This is a genomic window from Micromonospora echinofusca (assembly GCF_017614955.1).
GTDB classification, from domain to species: domain Bacteria; phylum Actinomycetota; class Actinomycetes; order Mycobacteriales; family Micromonosporaceae; genus Micromonospora; species Micromonospora echinofusca_A.
The window spans coordinates 13,977-28,895 of record NZ_WVUH01000049.1 but is presented as its reverse complement, the minus strand read 5'-3'; the positions used below and the strand labels follow the sequence as shown (position 1 = coordinate 28,895).

Genomic DNA, 14,919 nt, shown 5'->3' with positions numbered 1-14,919 from the left:
CCTTGCATCACGCACGCCGTTTCCCGATATGCCCCGATTCCGATCTCGACAACCGGAACCGTAGGCCGGTAAACGGCGTGCGCCGCTACGGCACGCTCAACCCACCCACGACAACGTCAGTAGAGCCATTTTTGTGCGGGTCACGTGGTCCGGCTGACCGTCAATCTGCTGAAGACGGGTCCGGAACGTGGGAAAGCGCACCGTGGTAGGGGTGCCCGCTGAAATTGCCGGCCGGGCAGCTCGCCGAGCGGTCGGCACGGGACTGTGCCATCCTGTTCGGACAGTGCTGCCCGTCAATCGATAGGGGATTTCTGCATGCGATCTCGGCTGCTTTCCATCGCATCCGCGCTGGCGTTCGTGGTAAGTGGATCAATGGTGGCGCTGGTGCCCGCCACTCCGGCCAGCGCGCACTGCGACGGTCACGGGACCCACCCGGACCTCTACAGCGGCGGCGGCATTTCGTGGGGAAACGGGACCTACATTCGCGCCTATCCGCACCGCGACTGCCAAGCCCACGGGCAGGGCTACCCGGGTCAGGGAATTGACGTCCACTGCGCCACCTACACCAACGAGCTGTGGTTCTTCGTCCGGAACACCACCACCGGAGTCAACGGGTGGGCGCGCCGGGACGCCCTGAACTACTCCAGCGTCTTCATCGCAGACTGCTCGAACCCGGCCGCTGCGCACCGGGTGGCCTGAGGACGACGGGATCCTGACGCGCTCTCGCGCGCACTCGGGGACCGGGCCTGCCTGTCGACCGCACCAGGTCGGCAGGCAGGCCCGGTCCCGTCGTGATGATGGTGCCGCAGGGCGAGCAACCGTACGGTGTGCCGGACACCACCCGGTGACCGAAGGTCGGCTCCGGAGGTGCCGCCGCCACGCGTTACGCTGCCGGCCATGCACGTCGCCGACGACAGTGAGCGGATCGCCGCGTCACTCGGCCGTCGGCTCGACGAGCTGACGTTCCAGGACGCCACGACCGACCAGGTGACCGAGCTGATCATCGACGCGGTGGTCGGCTGGGCCCGTGCTGCGGGCTGGCGGGTCTACCGTCGGGCATCCAGCGTCCTGCCGCTGCCCCCACCGCTGTCCGGGCAGTACTCCGTACTCGACGTCGCCTGCGCCCGACCAGCCGGGCCGCCCGTCGTCATCGAGGTCGACCACACCGACCGGCGGCGCACGGTGGAGAAGCTGCTGGCGGAGGCGGCGGCAGGCCGGGTGGCGATCTGGGTGCGCTGGGGTACGGGCCGGTTCGTCGCGCCACCCCCGCCGGTCGGCCTGGTGACCTGCGTGGTGACCCGGCGATCGGGCCCGGCGGGGCAGGGCCGGCTCTACTCGCGGGTACCGGCCGACGACCGGCCGCCACCGGCGCACTCCGGTACTCCGATCGGCAGTACGGACGCCGTCGCGCTGCCGATTCCGACAGAGGAAGGCGACCGGCTGCCGGCGGTCGACCGGTGACGGGGCGTCACGGGATCGGGTGTCCCGGTTTCGCACCGGGACCGGGGATCCCCTGCCCTGCCGAATCAGCCGAGCGTCGCGGCGATGTCGGCGGCGTTCTGGAACGCGGAGGCCGCGTGCTCTGATTCGTCGGCGGTCAATACGACGCGTTCGGCACGGGCCAGCATGTCGGCTGCGGTCTCCCGGTCGTGCAGCACCATCGCCAACTCGGCGCGGTACACGAGAACCTCGACCTGTGCGACCGGATCGTCCCCAGCGTGGGAGCGGGCCAGCGCGGTGTCGAGGATCCGGACGGCCTGCCGGACGTCGCCCCGGGAATCGGCCTGCACGACTGCGTCCGCCAGAGCCTTCGCCAGGCGTCCCGCTGGCGCCGGTTCAGGGCCGGCGGTCCGGTGGACGACGCGGATCCAGTTGCCACCGGGGTCGACGACGCTGAACCCGCCCACCCCGCCGACGTTCTTCCGCGCCCGGGGACGGGTCATGCGTGGCGTTCCGGACACCAGAACCTTCCCGTACGCGGCCCGCATTCCGTCGGCGAACGCGCGGTGCAGTCCTTCGATGTCTTCGGTCAGGACCAGGCAGGAGCCGTAGGAGTGCTCGGGTACGAAACCGGCGATCTCGAAGAAGTGCAGGTGCAGGTCCGCACGCTGCAACGCCACGTACGGGTTGGGTCTGCGCTGCCGGTAGGTCGTCCGGAAGCCGAGCACCTCGTAGAAGTCGACCATGTCGTCAATGGAGAGACAGGGCAGCAGCGGAACGGTCACCTCGTTGGCCATGTCTCCTTCCTACGCAGGTCGAGATGCCCGTCGCACATGGAAATGGCCGTTCGCCCCTCCTGGTCGCCTGTTCGGCCGAGGTGACCGAACTTCACCGTGTCACGCTCGTACACCCCGGCCTGCCGCAGTCGTGACGTGACTGGTCAGGTGTTCAGGTCACGGCGTTGGTACCCGATGGCACCGGTCACGGTGAGGATGGCGACGGTGACGAGCATCCCCAGGGTGCCGGTCCAGTCGGGTGCCACCTCGGGCACGGGAGCGAGGTGCGCGAACGGGGACAGCGTACCGACCCAGTGTGGGGCACCGGTGCTGTCGGCGACGACCTGAAGGAGGAAGCCGCCTGCGGCGGGCAGGCTGCCGACGAGCGCGACAGCGCGGGGCAGCCAACCGAGAGCGAAGATTGCGGCTGCGAGGCAGAGCGCTGCTATCGGCAGGACGTTCGTCGCGCCCGTGAGCGCCGCGTCCAGCTTCAGTGGCGCACCTGCGCTTCTCGCCCCGATCCAGGTGGCGAGCCCGGCTAGGGTGGTGAGCGCCACCGTACCGGCTGCGGTGGTGGCGGTTTCGGCGGCGAGTAGTCGGAGCCGGGTGACAGGCCCGGCGTAGATCAGGGTGAGCTGGCGGTCAGTTTCAGCGGTGGCGGTGGCGGCGATGCGTACCGCGGTGAAGGTTCCGGCGGGGATGGCGAGCAGCGCGAACATGGTCGCCACGTATCCCTCGACTGAGCCGAGACCGGCGAACCCGGCCTGCACGGCGAGGTCGGCGAACCGTGGGTTGTCGGCGAGGAAGGTGGTCATGGAGACCGCGAGCAGTCCGATGAGAAGGTAGTAGGCGCCGACGCCGGCGGTCCATCCGGCGAGGGGGCGTAGCAGGCGGCGGAGGGCGAACGCGGGGATCGAGCCGAGCAGACGCAGCCGTGGCGCGCGGCCGGTACGGGGTGCGAGCCAGCTGCCCTGGACGTCGCGGTGTGCGGTGGCCACGGTGCTGGCGGTGAGTAGTATGGACGCGGCCAGGGCCAGGACCACCAGCGGCACGATCCGGTTGTCGTGGTACGGCCGGGAGAGCGCGGCGAGCCCGAACGGAGACAGCCAGCGCAGCCACCCCAGTGCGTCGACGCCGTCGCCGATCATGCGCAGCAGCAGTCCGGCGCTGAGCAGCGCGACGGTGGCCCCGCTCGCGGCGGCACGATTGGGGAGCATCTGCGCCGCGAGGACCCCGGCAGCGGCGAAGAACACGCCGACCAGCGCGATGCTGGCGCCGTGAAGTGCGGCACCGACCGGTGGGGTACCGGCGGTGGTGAGAGCGGTCGCGGTGGCGAGCCCGGTGAGCAGCACGGCGGCGACGAGTACGGTGGCGTGACGCATCACGACGGTGGACAGGGGGATCCGGCCGGCGAGCAGCAGGTTCCAGTGGCCGGCGTCCTCCGCGCCACGGGTGATCCGGGTGGCGGTGAGGAGAGCCCAGACCCCGACCAGGACGGCGAGAACGGTGCCGGTGCGCCACACGGTGAAGCCGCCTGCGGAATCGAGGGCGACGGGTTGCCCGAAGAGGGTGCGGATGGCGGGGTTCTCGGCCAGTGCGGCGAGGGCGGCGGCGTCCATGGTGTCGGTGAAGGTGCTGGCGTAGGTGGTGGCGACCATCGCCGACATGCCGACGACGAGGACGAGGACGATGGTCGCCCCACGCCGGACCTGGCGGACAGCAAGCCAGGTGACGGCACGCCCGGCGCTGGTGTCCGCCGTCACCCGGGCGGCCCGGGGGGCCGGAGTGCCGACGGCGGTCACCGTGCCACCTCGTCGTAGTAGTCGAGGAAGATCTCTTCGAGGGTCGGTTCGTGTACCGTCAGTGCGGTCACGTCGGCCGTGGCCAGGGCCCGTAGGACTGGCGCGGGCGGGCCGGTGAGGGTGAACCGTAGTCGCGCGGGTCCGAGCCGCTCCACCGCCCCGACACCGGGCACGTCGGTCAGCTGTGGTGCCGTGCCGGCGAAGGTGACCTCGACCTGACTCCGGTGCAGTCGTCGGAGGTCCGCGACGTCGGCGATCTCCACTAGTCTGCCGGCGCGGAGAATGGCGACCCGGTCGCACACGCTCTCGACCTCCGTGAGCTGGTGGGAGCTGAGGAAAACCGTCTGCCCCCGCTCGCGCGCCTGCGCCACCGCACGCTGGAACTCCCGTTCCATCAACGGGTCCAGTCCGCTGGTCGGCTCATCGAGCACCAGCAGGGGAGCACGGGTGGCGAACGCTGCCACCAGTGCCACCTTCTGCCGGTTCCCGGTCGAGTACGTCCGGCCAGGCTTTGACAGGTCCAGCGCGAACCGCTCGACCAGTTCGTTGCGGTATCCCCGGTCGACGCCGGGTCCGGTGCGGCCCAGCAGCTCCAAGGTCTCGGCACCGGTCAGCTGCGGCCACAGTGCCACGTCGGCCGGTACGTACGCCAACGACCGGTGCGCGCTGCGCACGTCCCGGGCATCGGTGTCGAAGATCCGGGCATGTCCTGAGGACGGTCGGGCCATGCCGAGCAGCAGGCGGATGGTGGTGGACTTGCCGGCACCGTTCGGCCCGAGGAAACCGAACACCGACCCGGTGGGCACGGCGATATCGAGCGTGTCGAGCGCGAGCAGTTGCCCGTAGCGTTTGGTGAGACCTTCGGTGCGAATGGCGAACGTGTCCATGAGGGCGGCCTTCTCCGGTCGACGCGGCACAACGACTGCCGACCAGACTTCCCGGCGCTCCACCCGGAGCGTACGCCCGTCGGTCGCCGACAGGAAGGCCGCCCTCGGGTGGACGGTGGGCCAGCAGCGCCGCAGCCGTCCGTACCGCCGGAGTTGCCGTAGCGTCTCACTTCGCGACGCAGACGCACCGGTGGGGGGCGGAAGTACGTCGGCTGGCCGACTGCACCCTCGACAGTCACGTACCAGGGCAGCGGTGACCCCCGCCGCCGCTGTCGCCGGTGGCTCGTGGAGCAGAAGTTTCCAACGTCTAGTCGCTGGTGGCGAAGCGTTCGACGTTGTCCACAGTGCCGACGACGAGGATGAGATCACCGTAGGCCAGGACCGTGTCGGGGGTGGCATAGGTGAAGGTGCGGGGTGCCCCACCGGGCAGCGCGGCCTGTGGTTTGACGGCGACCACGGTGACGCCCCACTTGCTGCGTGCCCTGGACTCCCGCAGGGGTACGCCGACGATGTCGCGGGGCGGGGTGGTCTTGATGACGGCGAAGTCGGCGTCGACCTCGACGTAGTCGAGGATGCGGCCGGAAAGCAGATGGGCGACCCGTTCGCCCATGTCGTGCTCGGGCGCGACGACGTGATGTGCACCGACGCGGGTGAGGATGTTGCTGTGCTGGCTGCTGATGGCCTTGGCCCAGATGTCGGGGATGCCGAGTTCGGACAGCAGGCTGGTGGTGAGGATGCTGGCCTGGATGTCGGTTCCGATGGCCACCACGGCGCGGTGAAACTCGGCGATGCCGAGCTGGCGGAGTGCTTCGATGTCGGTGGAGTCGGCAGTGATCACGTGCGGGAGTCGACCGGACAGGGCCTGGACGACCTTATGTCGGTGATCGATGCCGAGTACTTCGGTGCCGCGGCTGACCAGTTCCAGGGCCAGGGCGGTGCCGAACCGGCCCAGCCCGATCACAACGACGGGTTCGGTGCGTGTCTCAGCCAACGATCGTCCTTTCCTCGGGTAGCTCGAAACGACGGTTGCGGTCGCGCAGCGCCAGCGCCGAGGCCAGGGTGAGCGGGCCGACCCGGCCGGCGAACATCAGCACGACCAGTAGCAGGTCGGCTTCCGACGGCAGGTCGGCGGTGATGCCGGTGGACAGACCGACGGTGGCGAACGCGGACACCGCCTCGAACAACACCACATCCAGCCGGTACGGGGTGATCGCCAGCAACGCGAAGGTGGCGGTGACCACCGCGCCGAGGCCGAGCAGGGTGATGGCGAGGGCCTGACGTTGGTTGCTGGCCGGGATGCGGCGGCGGCCGACGTTGACGTGGATCTCGCCGCGCATTTCCGACCACAGTACGAACGCCAGCAGCCCGAACGTGGTGACCTTGATGCCGCCTGCGGTGCCGGCGCTGCCACCGCCGATGAACATCAATACGTCGCTGGCGAGCAGGCTTTCCGGCCGCATGCCACCGATGTCTACGCTGTTGAATCCGGCGGTCCGGGTCATGGTCGAGGCGAAGAACCCGGCCAGCAGTTTCTCCGGCCCGGCCAACGGACCGAGGGTTTTCGGGTTGGAGTACTCGGCCAGGGTGAGGACCATCGTGCCGAGCGTCAGCAGCACGGCGGTCAACACGAGGGTGATACGGGTCAACACCGACCACAGGGCGGGGCTGCGCCAGCACCTGAGCAACTCGAACACGACCGGAAAGCCCAGCCCACCGAGGATCACCGCACCGGCTACCGTCAGCGATATCCAGGGGTCGGTGACGTAGCGGACGAGGCTGTCGGCGTTGGTGGAGAAGCCGGCGTTGTTGAATGCCGAGACAGCGTGGAACACCCCGTCGTACACCGCCCCACCCCACGGCTCGTCGTAGGCGGTGGCGAACCGGACGGACAGCACAGCCGCGACGACCGCTTCGCTGGCCAGGCTGAACAGCACGATCCGTCGGACGACCGCGCGGACATCGGTGAGGTCGAGACTCTTCGTCTCGGCCTGCGCCAGGAACCGGGCCCGCAGGCCGAGCCGGCGGGACAACAGCACCGTGAACAGCGTGGCCAGGGTCATGATCCCCAGGCCGCCGGCCTGGATGAGCAGGAGGATCACGGCTTGCCCGAATCCGGACCAGTACCCGCCGGTGTCGACGGTGACCAGCCCGGTCACACAGACGGCCGAAGTTGCGGTGAACAACGCGTCCATCAGGCCGGCCCGCTCGCCGGACCGGGTGGCGGCGGGTAATGACAGCAGGCCAGTGCCGACTACTACCGCAGTGCCGAAACCGACGGCGATCACCTGCGCGGGGTGCCGGAGTCGAGCGCTGCGCCGCTGCCACGTCGGTGCCCGGGTCAGCATGCACCCGTCCCGGCGGCACGGCGGCCATCCACGACAGGCGCTCTCGGCGTGGCCGCCCGGCAGGTCGGAGTCATAAACCGTATGCTCCCACGGCCCGCCTGTGGCGTGGGCGGTCGCCGGCCACGACGGGGTGGGACGGCGCTCTCCGGAGGGACCTGCGGTGGCTGGCGGTCGTCCCGCGCCCGGCAGTCGGTCGTCGGGGTGGTGGCCACGGCAGGATCCGTCGCGGTACCGGCCGCAGCGCAGGATCTCGTCAGCTTCTACCCACACGTGGCGGCCGAGTTGAGCGTAGGGGCCCTTCAGAAGGCATCCGGCCGGCGCAGGCGCCACCGCTCGGCGTTGTGGTGCCAGATTCTGCGGGAGCACCACAAGAAGACTGTCAACGGTCCCATGAGAACGGTCAGGATGGCTGCCGCCGGGTCGTCGCGGATGACCGCGTACAGCAGGGAGCCCACGGTGAACAGTGCTCCGACGGCCACGGAGGGCTCTGGCCGTCGCATCCAGTAACCGACGTGCCTGGGCCGTGGCCGAAGCTGCTGCCAGGCACGGCGGGGGGTCTCCACCTGCTTGAGTCGGGGCGGTCGGCTGGGGGTCCGGCGCCGTCTCCTGGTGCGGCGTGGCATCGCGTCGAACTCCCGTGGCGTGGTTGGCGGATCTACCGGTGGGCTTTCCAGTGGTCGATCAGGGCCGGTAGCTCCCGCCACAGGTAGTCGTAGAAGTCGCGCATCTCGGCCAGGCGACGGCCGGCCGCACTGTCCCTGCCGGTGACCGCGATGCCCTGCTCGGCAGCTTCCCGCATCACCTTCACCAGTTGGTTCTGCTCCGACATCAGGGTTGCCCAGGCGCCTTCCCGGAAGCGGAAGTGCTCCCGGCGGCTGCCGGGGGCGGGCACCTTCTCGATCAGTCCGACCGAGACGAGTGCCTTCAACGCGGTCGAGACGCTGCCGGAGCTGATGGTGAGCGACTCGGCGATCTCGCCTGCGGTCAGGGTGTCCTGCTCGGTGAAGAGCAGAGCCGCCAGGACCCGTGCGGTCATCCGCTGCATTCCCCCTTGCGTCAGAGCCAGGGCAAGGTGCTCCGCGGGATCGCTCAAGGCCGACACGTCCGTCCTCCTGTCGTTCATTTTGACGAAATTTTAACAGCTCGCAGTCTTCAAAGTTCTCTGAAGATTCGATATTTTTGCAGTCATGGGAGACGTGATCGAGCTGGAGAAGCTGACCAAGACGTACGGGACCCGCCGAGGGCTGGTCGAGCTTGATCTGGCGGTGGCCGAGGGCGAGGTGTTCGGCTACCTCGGTCCGAACGGCGCCGGGAAGTCCACCACCATCCGGCTGCTGCTGGACCTCATCCGCCCCACGAGCGGACGGGCCCGGCTGTTCGGTCGGGACCCCCGTGAGCACGCCGTCGAACTCCACCGCCGGATCGGCTACCTCGCCGGCGACTTCGTGGTCGACCCGCGTCAGCGGGTCGGCGAGTGCCTGACCTTCCTGGCTGACCTGCGCGGGGGCGTACCCAGGACCCGGATCGAGGAACTGGCTGCGCGCCTCGATCTCGACCTGACCACCCGGATCAGGGCATTGTCCAAGGGCAACCGGCAGAAGGTCGGCCTGGTCCAGGCGTTCATGCACCAACCCGACCTGTTGATCCTCGACGAGCCGACCTCCGGACTCGACCCGCTCGTCCAACAGACCTTCCTCGACCTCGTACGCGAGGCCACGGCCGCCGGACAGACCGTCTTCATGTCCTCGCACATCATGACCGAGGTCGAGGCGGTCGCTGACCGGGTCGGGATCATACGAGAGGGCCGGCTCGTCGCACTCGACACCGTCGCCCGGCTCCGTGACCGTGCCCGGCACCGGTTCGAGATCACCTTCACCGGACCGGTCGACCGGGCCGCACTCGCCGCCCTTCCCGGCGTCTCGGACCTGGTCGTCGAGGGTGGGACCGCCCGGTTCTTCCTGTCCACCGACCCGAACGAGCTGATCGCGGTCCTCGCCCGACACCGGGTCGCCAGCCTGCAGGCAAGCGAACCCGACCTCGGAGAACTCTTCTTCGCCTACTACCGGGACACCGAGGCAGCCAAGGAGGCCAGCCGTGCCTGACGTTCTGACCAAGACCCTCCGGGACTCCCGCCGCAGCCTCGCCGGCTTCGCCGTCGGCACCGCGCTGGTCGGCGCCATGTACGCCGGCTTCTACCCGCAGGTTGCCGACGGGGCGATGGGCCAGGCGGTCGAGGGATTTTCCCCCGCCCTGCGGGAAGCCCTCAACATGGAGGACATCGGCAGCGCCGCCGGCTACCTGGGTTCCAGCGTCTTCGGCATCATCGTGCCCCTGATCACCGTCATCTACGGTATCGCCACCGGCACCCGGGCCATCGCCGGTGACGAGGAGAACGGCTACCTCGACCTTCTCCTCGCCCACCCGGTCAGCCGGACGCGGCTCCTGCTGCACCGCTGCGCCGCGCTCGCCGTCGGCGCTTTCGCCCTGGCCGGTCTCGTGCTGCTCGCCATGCTCGCTGTCCGTCCCGGTGCCCGACTCGACACCATCAGCATCGGCCAGTTCGCGGCCCAGTCCGTGGCGTTGGCCCTGCTGGGCACTCTCTTCGGCACCATCGCCATCACCGTGGGCGCCGCCACCGGCAGCCGTGCCGCCGCCCTCGTCGGCAGTGCCGCCGTCGGTGTCCTCAGCTACGCCGCCAACACCTTCGCCACCCAGATCGGTGCCGACCCGCTGCGCTATCTCTCCCCGTTCCACTACTACATCGGCAACGAGCCACTACGTAACGGCTTCCAATGGGTCGACCTCGGGATCCTCGCCGCCGCCGTCGGTGTCCTCGTCCTCGCCGCCACCGTCGCGTTCAACCGCCGCGACCTGACCAGCTGAACCGCGGTCAATCCACCCCGAGGACCCGACCCGGGGAGAGGAAGCAATCTCCCCGGGGCGGGCCTCCCGAGCCCTGTCAGCAGTTGCCGCTGACGTGCAGATGGAACGGGAAGTCGGCCAGTCCGCCGGCCATGTTCTTGGTCTCCACGTAGACCAGGGCCGTGTCGGTGCGCCGGGCGGTGAACACCAGCGCCGGGGTGGTGACCGCGCCGGCGAACGGATCACCGATGGTGGCCACGAAGTTGCAGTGGGCCATCTTCCGGGTGAAGCGGACCTCGTACCGGCCGGGCCCGAGGCGGGTCACCCCAGACAGGTTCGATCCCTGGTAGTAGTTGAGGCTGCTGTCGGAGTCGACCTTGGCCCAGGTGCCGGCGGGGGTGCCGGCCGGGCAGCGCACGTGCAGGTGGAACGGGTAGTCGGTGAGCACACCGGAGAGGTTCCTGGTCTCCACGTACGAGGCGAAGGAGGTCAGTCGTCCCTGGTTGGCGGAGATCTGCCCGGGGTTGTAGACGTAGGAGAAGCCGGGATCGCCGATCGTCGCCACCCAGGAGCAGGTGAGCAGGTTGTGGTTGAAGTTGACGTCGTACCTGCCGGGCCCGAAGCGGACGACCGAGACGGCGTTTCTTCCGCGTATCAGCGTGCCGCTGGCGTTGACGACCGCGAAGCTGGCGTTGGTGACCGCGTAGCCGGGGTCACTGGGACAGGCGGCCTGGAGATGGAACGGGAAGTCGGTCAGGCCGCCGGCGAGGTTCTTGGTCTCGACGTAGACGTTCTGGTTGGTGAGGTGTCCGCTGGCGGTGAAGACCAGCCCGGGGGTGTAGACGACGCTGGTGCCGGGGTCGCCCACCGTGGCGGTGTACGAGCAGAGGTCCATGTTCACGCCGAAGTGGACGTCGTAGCGGCCGGTGCCGAACCTGGTGATGCCCACGGCCCCGGAACTGCGGACCAGGTTGCCTGCGGAGTCGACCACCGCCCAGTACGTGGCGTCGGTGTTCGCGGCTGCCGGGGTGGCGGTGGCGACGGTGACGCCGAGGGTGAGCAGGGCGGTGGTCAACATCCCGGCGAGGGCGGAGCGGGTACGTCTGAACAGGGTGGTTCGATGGCGCACGGTATCTCCTGAACTATGGCTTGCGTGGTCCACGCCGCCATCGTGGCTGCCTGCCTGCCCGAAGGGCGATGAGTACTACCTACTCACGGGCAGCTCCCCGGGAGTCCACGGCTCACTACTCTGGCGCAGGTGATCCCCATCGGTCGCCAGAAGGCACTGTCGAACGTGCAGACGGCCGTCACCGCCGGTCGCTGCGCAGCGGTCGTCGGGGCTGCCGGCACCGGGCGGACGAGCCTGCTACGGGCCGTCGTCGCCGGGCTCGCCGAGAACGGCGTCGAGGTGAGCCTGCTGGAAGGAACCGACGCGGATGCCGGCGTGCCGCTGGCCGCGTTCGCCCCCCTCGTGGCCGCCGCCGATCTGCGGGGCGCGGATCCGCTCGAGGTGTACACCCGGCTCCCGGCCCTCGTGGCTGCGCGCGGGAGGGCCGTCGCGGTGGACGACATGGACCGGCTCGACCGTGCCTCGGTGGTACTGCTGGGCCAGCTCGTCCGGGCGCGGGCGCGGGTCGTGGTGACCGTGACGGAGCTTTCCGACCTGCCCCGCGCGGCGCGGAACACCGGTCCGGCCGAGGATTGGCACATCGAGACACTCGGTCCGCTCGACGCCGACGAACTGCTCAGCCTGGCCGCCGAATTTCTCGGCGACGAACTCGCCGCGCCCTCTGCGGCAGTGTTCGTGACCCACTCCCTCGGCAACCCGGGCCGCATGAGCGAGATGCTCCGCGCTGCGGCCGGCTCGGCGGTACGCACCGACGCCGGCATCGACCTCGGACCGGTACGGATCTCGACCCGGTTGCGGGAGCTGGTGGCACCGACCCTGCCCGAACGGGGCAGCGACCAACGGCGCCTGCTCGACCTGCTGGCGGTCACATCGGCGCTACCCGTCGAGGTCGTGGACCCCACGACCCTGGAACCGGCAGAGTCCGCCGGGCTCGTCGAGGTCTCCGAGAGGGCCATCCGGCTGGCCGACCCCCTCCTCGACGACGTGCTGCTGGCCGCGATGAGCCCTCAGCTGCGTACCCAAAACTGCAACGAGGCCGCCAGACTGCTCCACGGCCGCGACGGGTGGGAGGTGGATGCCGTCCTGCTGTCCACCCGAGCGGGGCGGAAGGTCGATCCCACGATCGCACTCCGCGCCGCCGAGCAGGCACTCGCCGACCACGCACCCGACCGGGCGCTCGAACTCGCCCGGTTCGCCGACCCCGGCCTCGCGGACACCCAGCTCGTCCTGGGCACCGCCTACTGCGAACAGGGAGACCACACCGAGGCCACGAAGGCGCTGACCGACGCGCTCGCCCTGGCCGGCGACGACCGCGCCCGGGTGCGGGTGGGCCAGCAGATCGGGCTGCTGCACGCCGTCCGCAGAGCCGACCCGGCAACCGCATGCAAGGAGGTCACCCGAATCGTCGAGACCGTCACCGACCCGTCGTGGCGTCCGGTGCTGGCCGCCGACCTCGTCAAGTGGCGTCTGATGGCCGGTCTACCCGTCGACGGTATCGAGGTACGGCCCGTGGCACCCCGGGCAGCGGTCCGGGTCAACGAGGCGGTCATCGCGGCCATGGTCTCCACCATGGCCGGCCCGCTCGGCGAGACCGAGCGGCACGTCGCGTCCGGTCTGGAGGCGCTGGCCGCGACCGACATCGCCCCGCCGTTCGCCGTGCACCTGCTGCGCCTGTCGACGTACCTGTCCATGGCCTTCGGCGGGGACCTCGCCGGAGCCGAGGAGTTCGCCCTGCGCCACCGTGACGCGGCGGCACGCGGTACCGACCCGTCCCTGGGCATGTGGGAGTACGGTACGGCCGAGTTGGCGTTGCACACCGGGCGGATGGACCGCGCCGACGCGATGTCCGCCCGCGCGTCACGTCACCTGGCCTGGCGGGACTTCACGGGGTTGCGGCCGGCTGCCCGCGCCCTGCGGGCGGCCGTCCTGGCCCGCCTGGGCAGGATCACCGCAGCCAGGGAACTGGCCGGCCGGTGCACCCCGGCCGAACGAGCCGACCCGAAGGTGGCTCTGCACCTGGCGCGAGTCGAAGCGGAGTGGCGACTGCGCCACCGTGACCGGCGATCCGCCTACGAGACGCTCCGAGCGGCTGGTGTGGAGGCGCTCGCCGCCCACCACGTCCACCTCGGCCTGCTGGTTCTCGACGAGGCGGCCATGGTCCGACCGACCGAGGAGGTCGCCGCGCTGCTCGGCGGCTATGCGGGGGTGTCGGACCTGTACCGGCTGTTCGCCCGCCGGGCGCAGGCCCTGGTCGAGCGGCGGGTGGAGGTCGCGGCGGAGTGTGCCGAGGAGTTCCTGGCGATGGGGATGCCCGGCCGGGCGGTACAGGCGGCGACGAGCGCGGCGGAGCTGGCGGCGGGATCGGGAGCCGGTGAACGGGCCAGGCGGCTGGGCCGGCGGGCGGTGGCCATCACCTCGACTACCGGGTGCTCCGGTTGGCCTTCGCCCGACCAGGTCAACGCGCTGACCGGCCGGGAGATCGAGATCGCCGAACTCGCGGCCCGGCGGGTGCGCAGTCGGGAGATCGCCGAGTCGCTCGGGTTGTCCGTGCGTACCGTCGACAACCACCTGGGTCGCATCTTCCGCAAGCTCGGCGTACGCGGGCGCGACGAACTGTCCGAGGTGTTCGCCCCGGTCCCACCGACGGCGGTCGGTAGGACCGGTACGGCGTCAGCCGGCTAGCCCACCCCGGTTCGGCTACCGGTGAACGCGGTGGCGTGGTCGGCGGCCCACTGGCGGAACGTTCGCGCGGGCGTGCCGAGGAGGTCGGACACCGTGCCGGTGACGTAGGCCGGCTGCCCCTTCGCGGCGTCCCACGCGGCCAGCAGCATGTCCACTGCCGGCCGTGAGGCTGGCGGGGCCGCACGCCGGAACTCGTCGGGCGACAGCTCCTCGAACCTGATCGGGCGGCCCAGGACGTCACCGATGATGCGTACCTGTTCGGCCTGACTGAGTGACTCGGGACCGGTCAGGACGTAGTCCCCGCCGAGGTGTCCGTCCTCGCGCAGGGTCCGCGCGACGACCGCAGCCAGGTCCCGGTCGTCGACCGGGGCCGTCTCGACCGCGCCGTACGGCCACCGGACCACGCCCTCGGCGCGGATCGTGGTGGCCCACCAGAGCAGGGCGTTCGACGCGAACATTCCGGGCCGGACGATCGTCGAGTCGAGTCCGGAGGCCGCGATGAGGCGCTCGATCTCGGCGTGCAACGCCGCCATCGGGTTCGGCTGCTGGAAGAACGGGTGCGGGGTCCGGTGTGGCGCGGACAGGTGGACGACCCGTTGCGTGCGGGCAGCCAACCGGTCGACGACGGCCGCTGCGGTCTGCGGCAGGGCGGTCCAGACCAGGAAGACCGTACCGATGGCGTCCAGCGCGGAGTCGAGCGACTCGGGCACGGTGAGGTCGCCGGTGACGATCTCCACGGTGGCGGGCAGCGTCGCCGCCGCCGACTCGGGACGGCGTACGAGGGCGCGGACCGGCACGCCCTGGTCGGTCAGCAGGTCGATCACGGCGCGTCCGATGCGGCCGGTCGCCCCGGTGACGAGCACCGGGGGTGCTCCGGTAGAGGTCATGGCAGGTTCGCTGTCGTCAACGGGGTGCGGCGCGCGGCTGTCTGTTCCATGAGCCCATCAAATCGTTACCCGGTTAAAAATGCAACCCGGTAACGAATGTTACCCTGGT

General features: G+C 70.1%; 14 protein-coding genes. 5 read left to right on the top strand and 9 right to left on the bottom strand.

Features of this window, described 5'->3' with window-relative positions; translation table 11 throughout:
• Positions 1-315 precede the first annotated feature (315 nt).
• Together GSF22_RS08715 and GSF22_RS08710 are read left to right on the top strand one after the other, a co-directional pair.
• Positions 316-699 carry a hypothetical protein gene (locus GSF22_RS08715; RefSeq protein WP_208812689.1) on the top strand — a complete coding sequence of 128 codons (384 nt, stop codon included), beginning with the start codon at positions 316-318 and terminating at the stop codon, positions 697-699.
• 198 nt (positions 700-897) lie between these two features.
• Positions 898-1,461, top strand: a complete 564-nt coding sequence (locus GSF22_RS08710) for a hypothetical protein (protein ID WP_208812687.1) — start codon at positions 898-900, stop codon at positions 1,459-1,461.
• 65 nt (positions 1,462-1,526) lie between these two features.
• Here the strand turns inward: GSF22_RS08710 and GSF22_RS08705 are convergent, their stop codons facing one another.
• The 7 genes from GSF22_RS08705 to GSF22_RS08675 all read right to left on the bottom strand — a co-directional run bounded on the left by GSF22_RS08705 (position 1,527) and on the right by GSF22_RS08675 (position 8,286).
• Entirely contained in the window at positions 1,527-2,237 is a 711-nt protein-coding gene (locus tag GSF22_RS08705) for a VOC family protein (protein WP_208812686.1), read from the bottom strand.
• A 143-nt stretch (positions 2,238-2,380) separates the two neighbouring features.
• Complete coding sequence (locus GSF22_RS08700; RefSeq protein WP_208812684.1) at positions 2,381-4,018, bottom strand: ABC transporter permease; 1,638 nt, start codon at positions 4,016-4,018, stop codon at positions 2,381-2,383.
• A complete protein-coding gene (locus tag GSF22_RS08695) occupies positions 4,015-4,905 on the bottom strand; it encodes an ABC transporter ATP-binding protein (protein WP_208812682.1) in 891 nt (296 codons plus the stop codon). Before GSF22_RS08695 ends, GSF22_RS08700 begins: the two co-directional genes overlap by 4 nt.
• Before the next feature lie 307 nt (positions 4,906-5,212).
• Positions 5,213-5,896 carry a potassium channel family protein gene (locus tag GSF22_RS08690; RefSeq protein WP_208812680.1) on the bottom strand — a complete coding sequence of 228 codons (684 nt, stop codon included), beginning with the start codon at positions 5,894-5,896 and terminating at the stop codon, positions 5,213-5,215.
• Positions 5,889-7,250 (bottom strand): TrkH family potassium uptake protein, encoded by a 1,362-nt coding sequence (locus GSF22_RS08685; protein ID WP_208812678.1) that lies wholly within the window; start codon positions 7,248-7,250, stop codon positions 5,889-5,891. Before GSF22_RS08685 ends, GSF22_RS08690 begins: the two co-directional genes overlap by 8 nt.
• Before the next feature lie 299 nt (positions 7,251-7,549).
• Positions 7,550-7,750 carry a hypothetical protein gene (locus tag GSF22_RS08680; RefSeq protein WP_208812676.1) on the bottom strand — a complete coding sequence of 67 codons (201 nt, stop codon included), beginning with the start codon at positions 7,748-7,750 and terminating at the stop codon, positions 7,550-7,552.
• Between the two features lie 155 nt (positions 7,751-7,905).
• Positions 7,906-8,286, bottom strand: a complete 381-nt coding sequence (locus GSF22_RS08675) for a GbsR/MarR family transcriptional regulator (protein WP_244366727.1) — start codon at positions 8,284-8,286, stop codon at positions 7,906-7,908.
• A gap of 151 nt (positions 8,287-8,437) precedes the next feature.
• On the opposite strand from GSF22_RS08675, the gene GSF22_RS08670 reads away from it, so the two are divergent.
• Both GSF22_RS08670 and GSF22_RS08665 read left to right on the top strand, forming a co-directional pair.
• A complete protein-coding gene (locus GSF22_RS08670; protein WP_208812672.1) occupies positions 8,438-9,352 on the top strand; it encodes an ABC transporter ATP-binding protein in 915 nt (304 codons plus the stop codon).
• On the top strand, positions 9,345-10,133 hold the full coding sequence (locus GSF22_RS08665; protein WP_208812670.1) for an ABC transporter permease subunit: 789 nt from the start codon (positions 9,345-9,347) through the stop codon (positions 10,131-10,133). The genes GSF22_RS08670 and GSF22_RS08665 overlap by 8 nt, the downstream gene beginning before the upstream one ends.
• A 76-nt stretch (positions 10,134-10,209) precedes the next feature.
• Here the strand turns inward: GSF22_RS08665 and GSF22_RS08660 are convergent, their stop codons facing one another.
• Positions 10,210-11,241 (bottom strand): hypothetical protein, encoded by a 1,032-nt coding sequence (locus GSF22_RS08660; RefSeq protein ID WP_208812668.1) that lies wholly within the window; start codon positions 11,239-11,241, stop codon positions 10,210-10,212.
• 129 nt (positions 11,242-11,370) lie between these two features.
• Here GSF22_RS08660 and GSF22_RS35630 point away from each other — a divergent pair, with 129 nt between their 5' ends.
• A complete protein-coding gene (locus GSF22_RS35630) occupies positions 11,371-13,923 on the top strand; it encodes a helix-turn-helix transcriptional regulator (RefSeq protein WP_208812666.1) in 2,553 nt (850 codons plus the stop codon).
• On the opposite strand, the gene GSF22_RS08650 is transcribed toward GSF22_RS35630, so the two are convergent.
• Complete coding sequence (locus tag GSF22_RS08650) at positions 13,920-14,810, bottom strand: NAD(P)H-binding protein (protein ID WP_208812664.1); 891 nt, start codon at positions 14,808-14,810, stop codon at positions 13,920-13,922. The genes GSF22_RS35630 and GSF22_RS08650 overlap by 4 nt on opposite strands.
• Between the last annotated feature and the right edge of the window lie 109 nt (positions 14,811-14,919).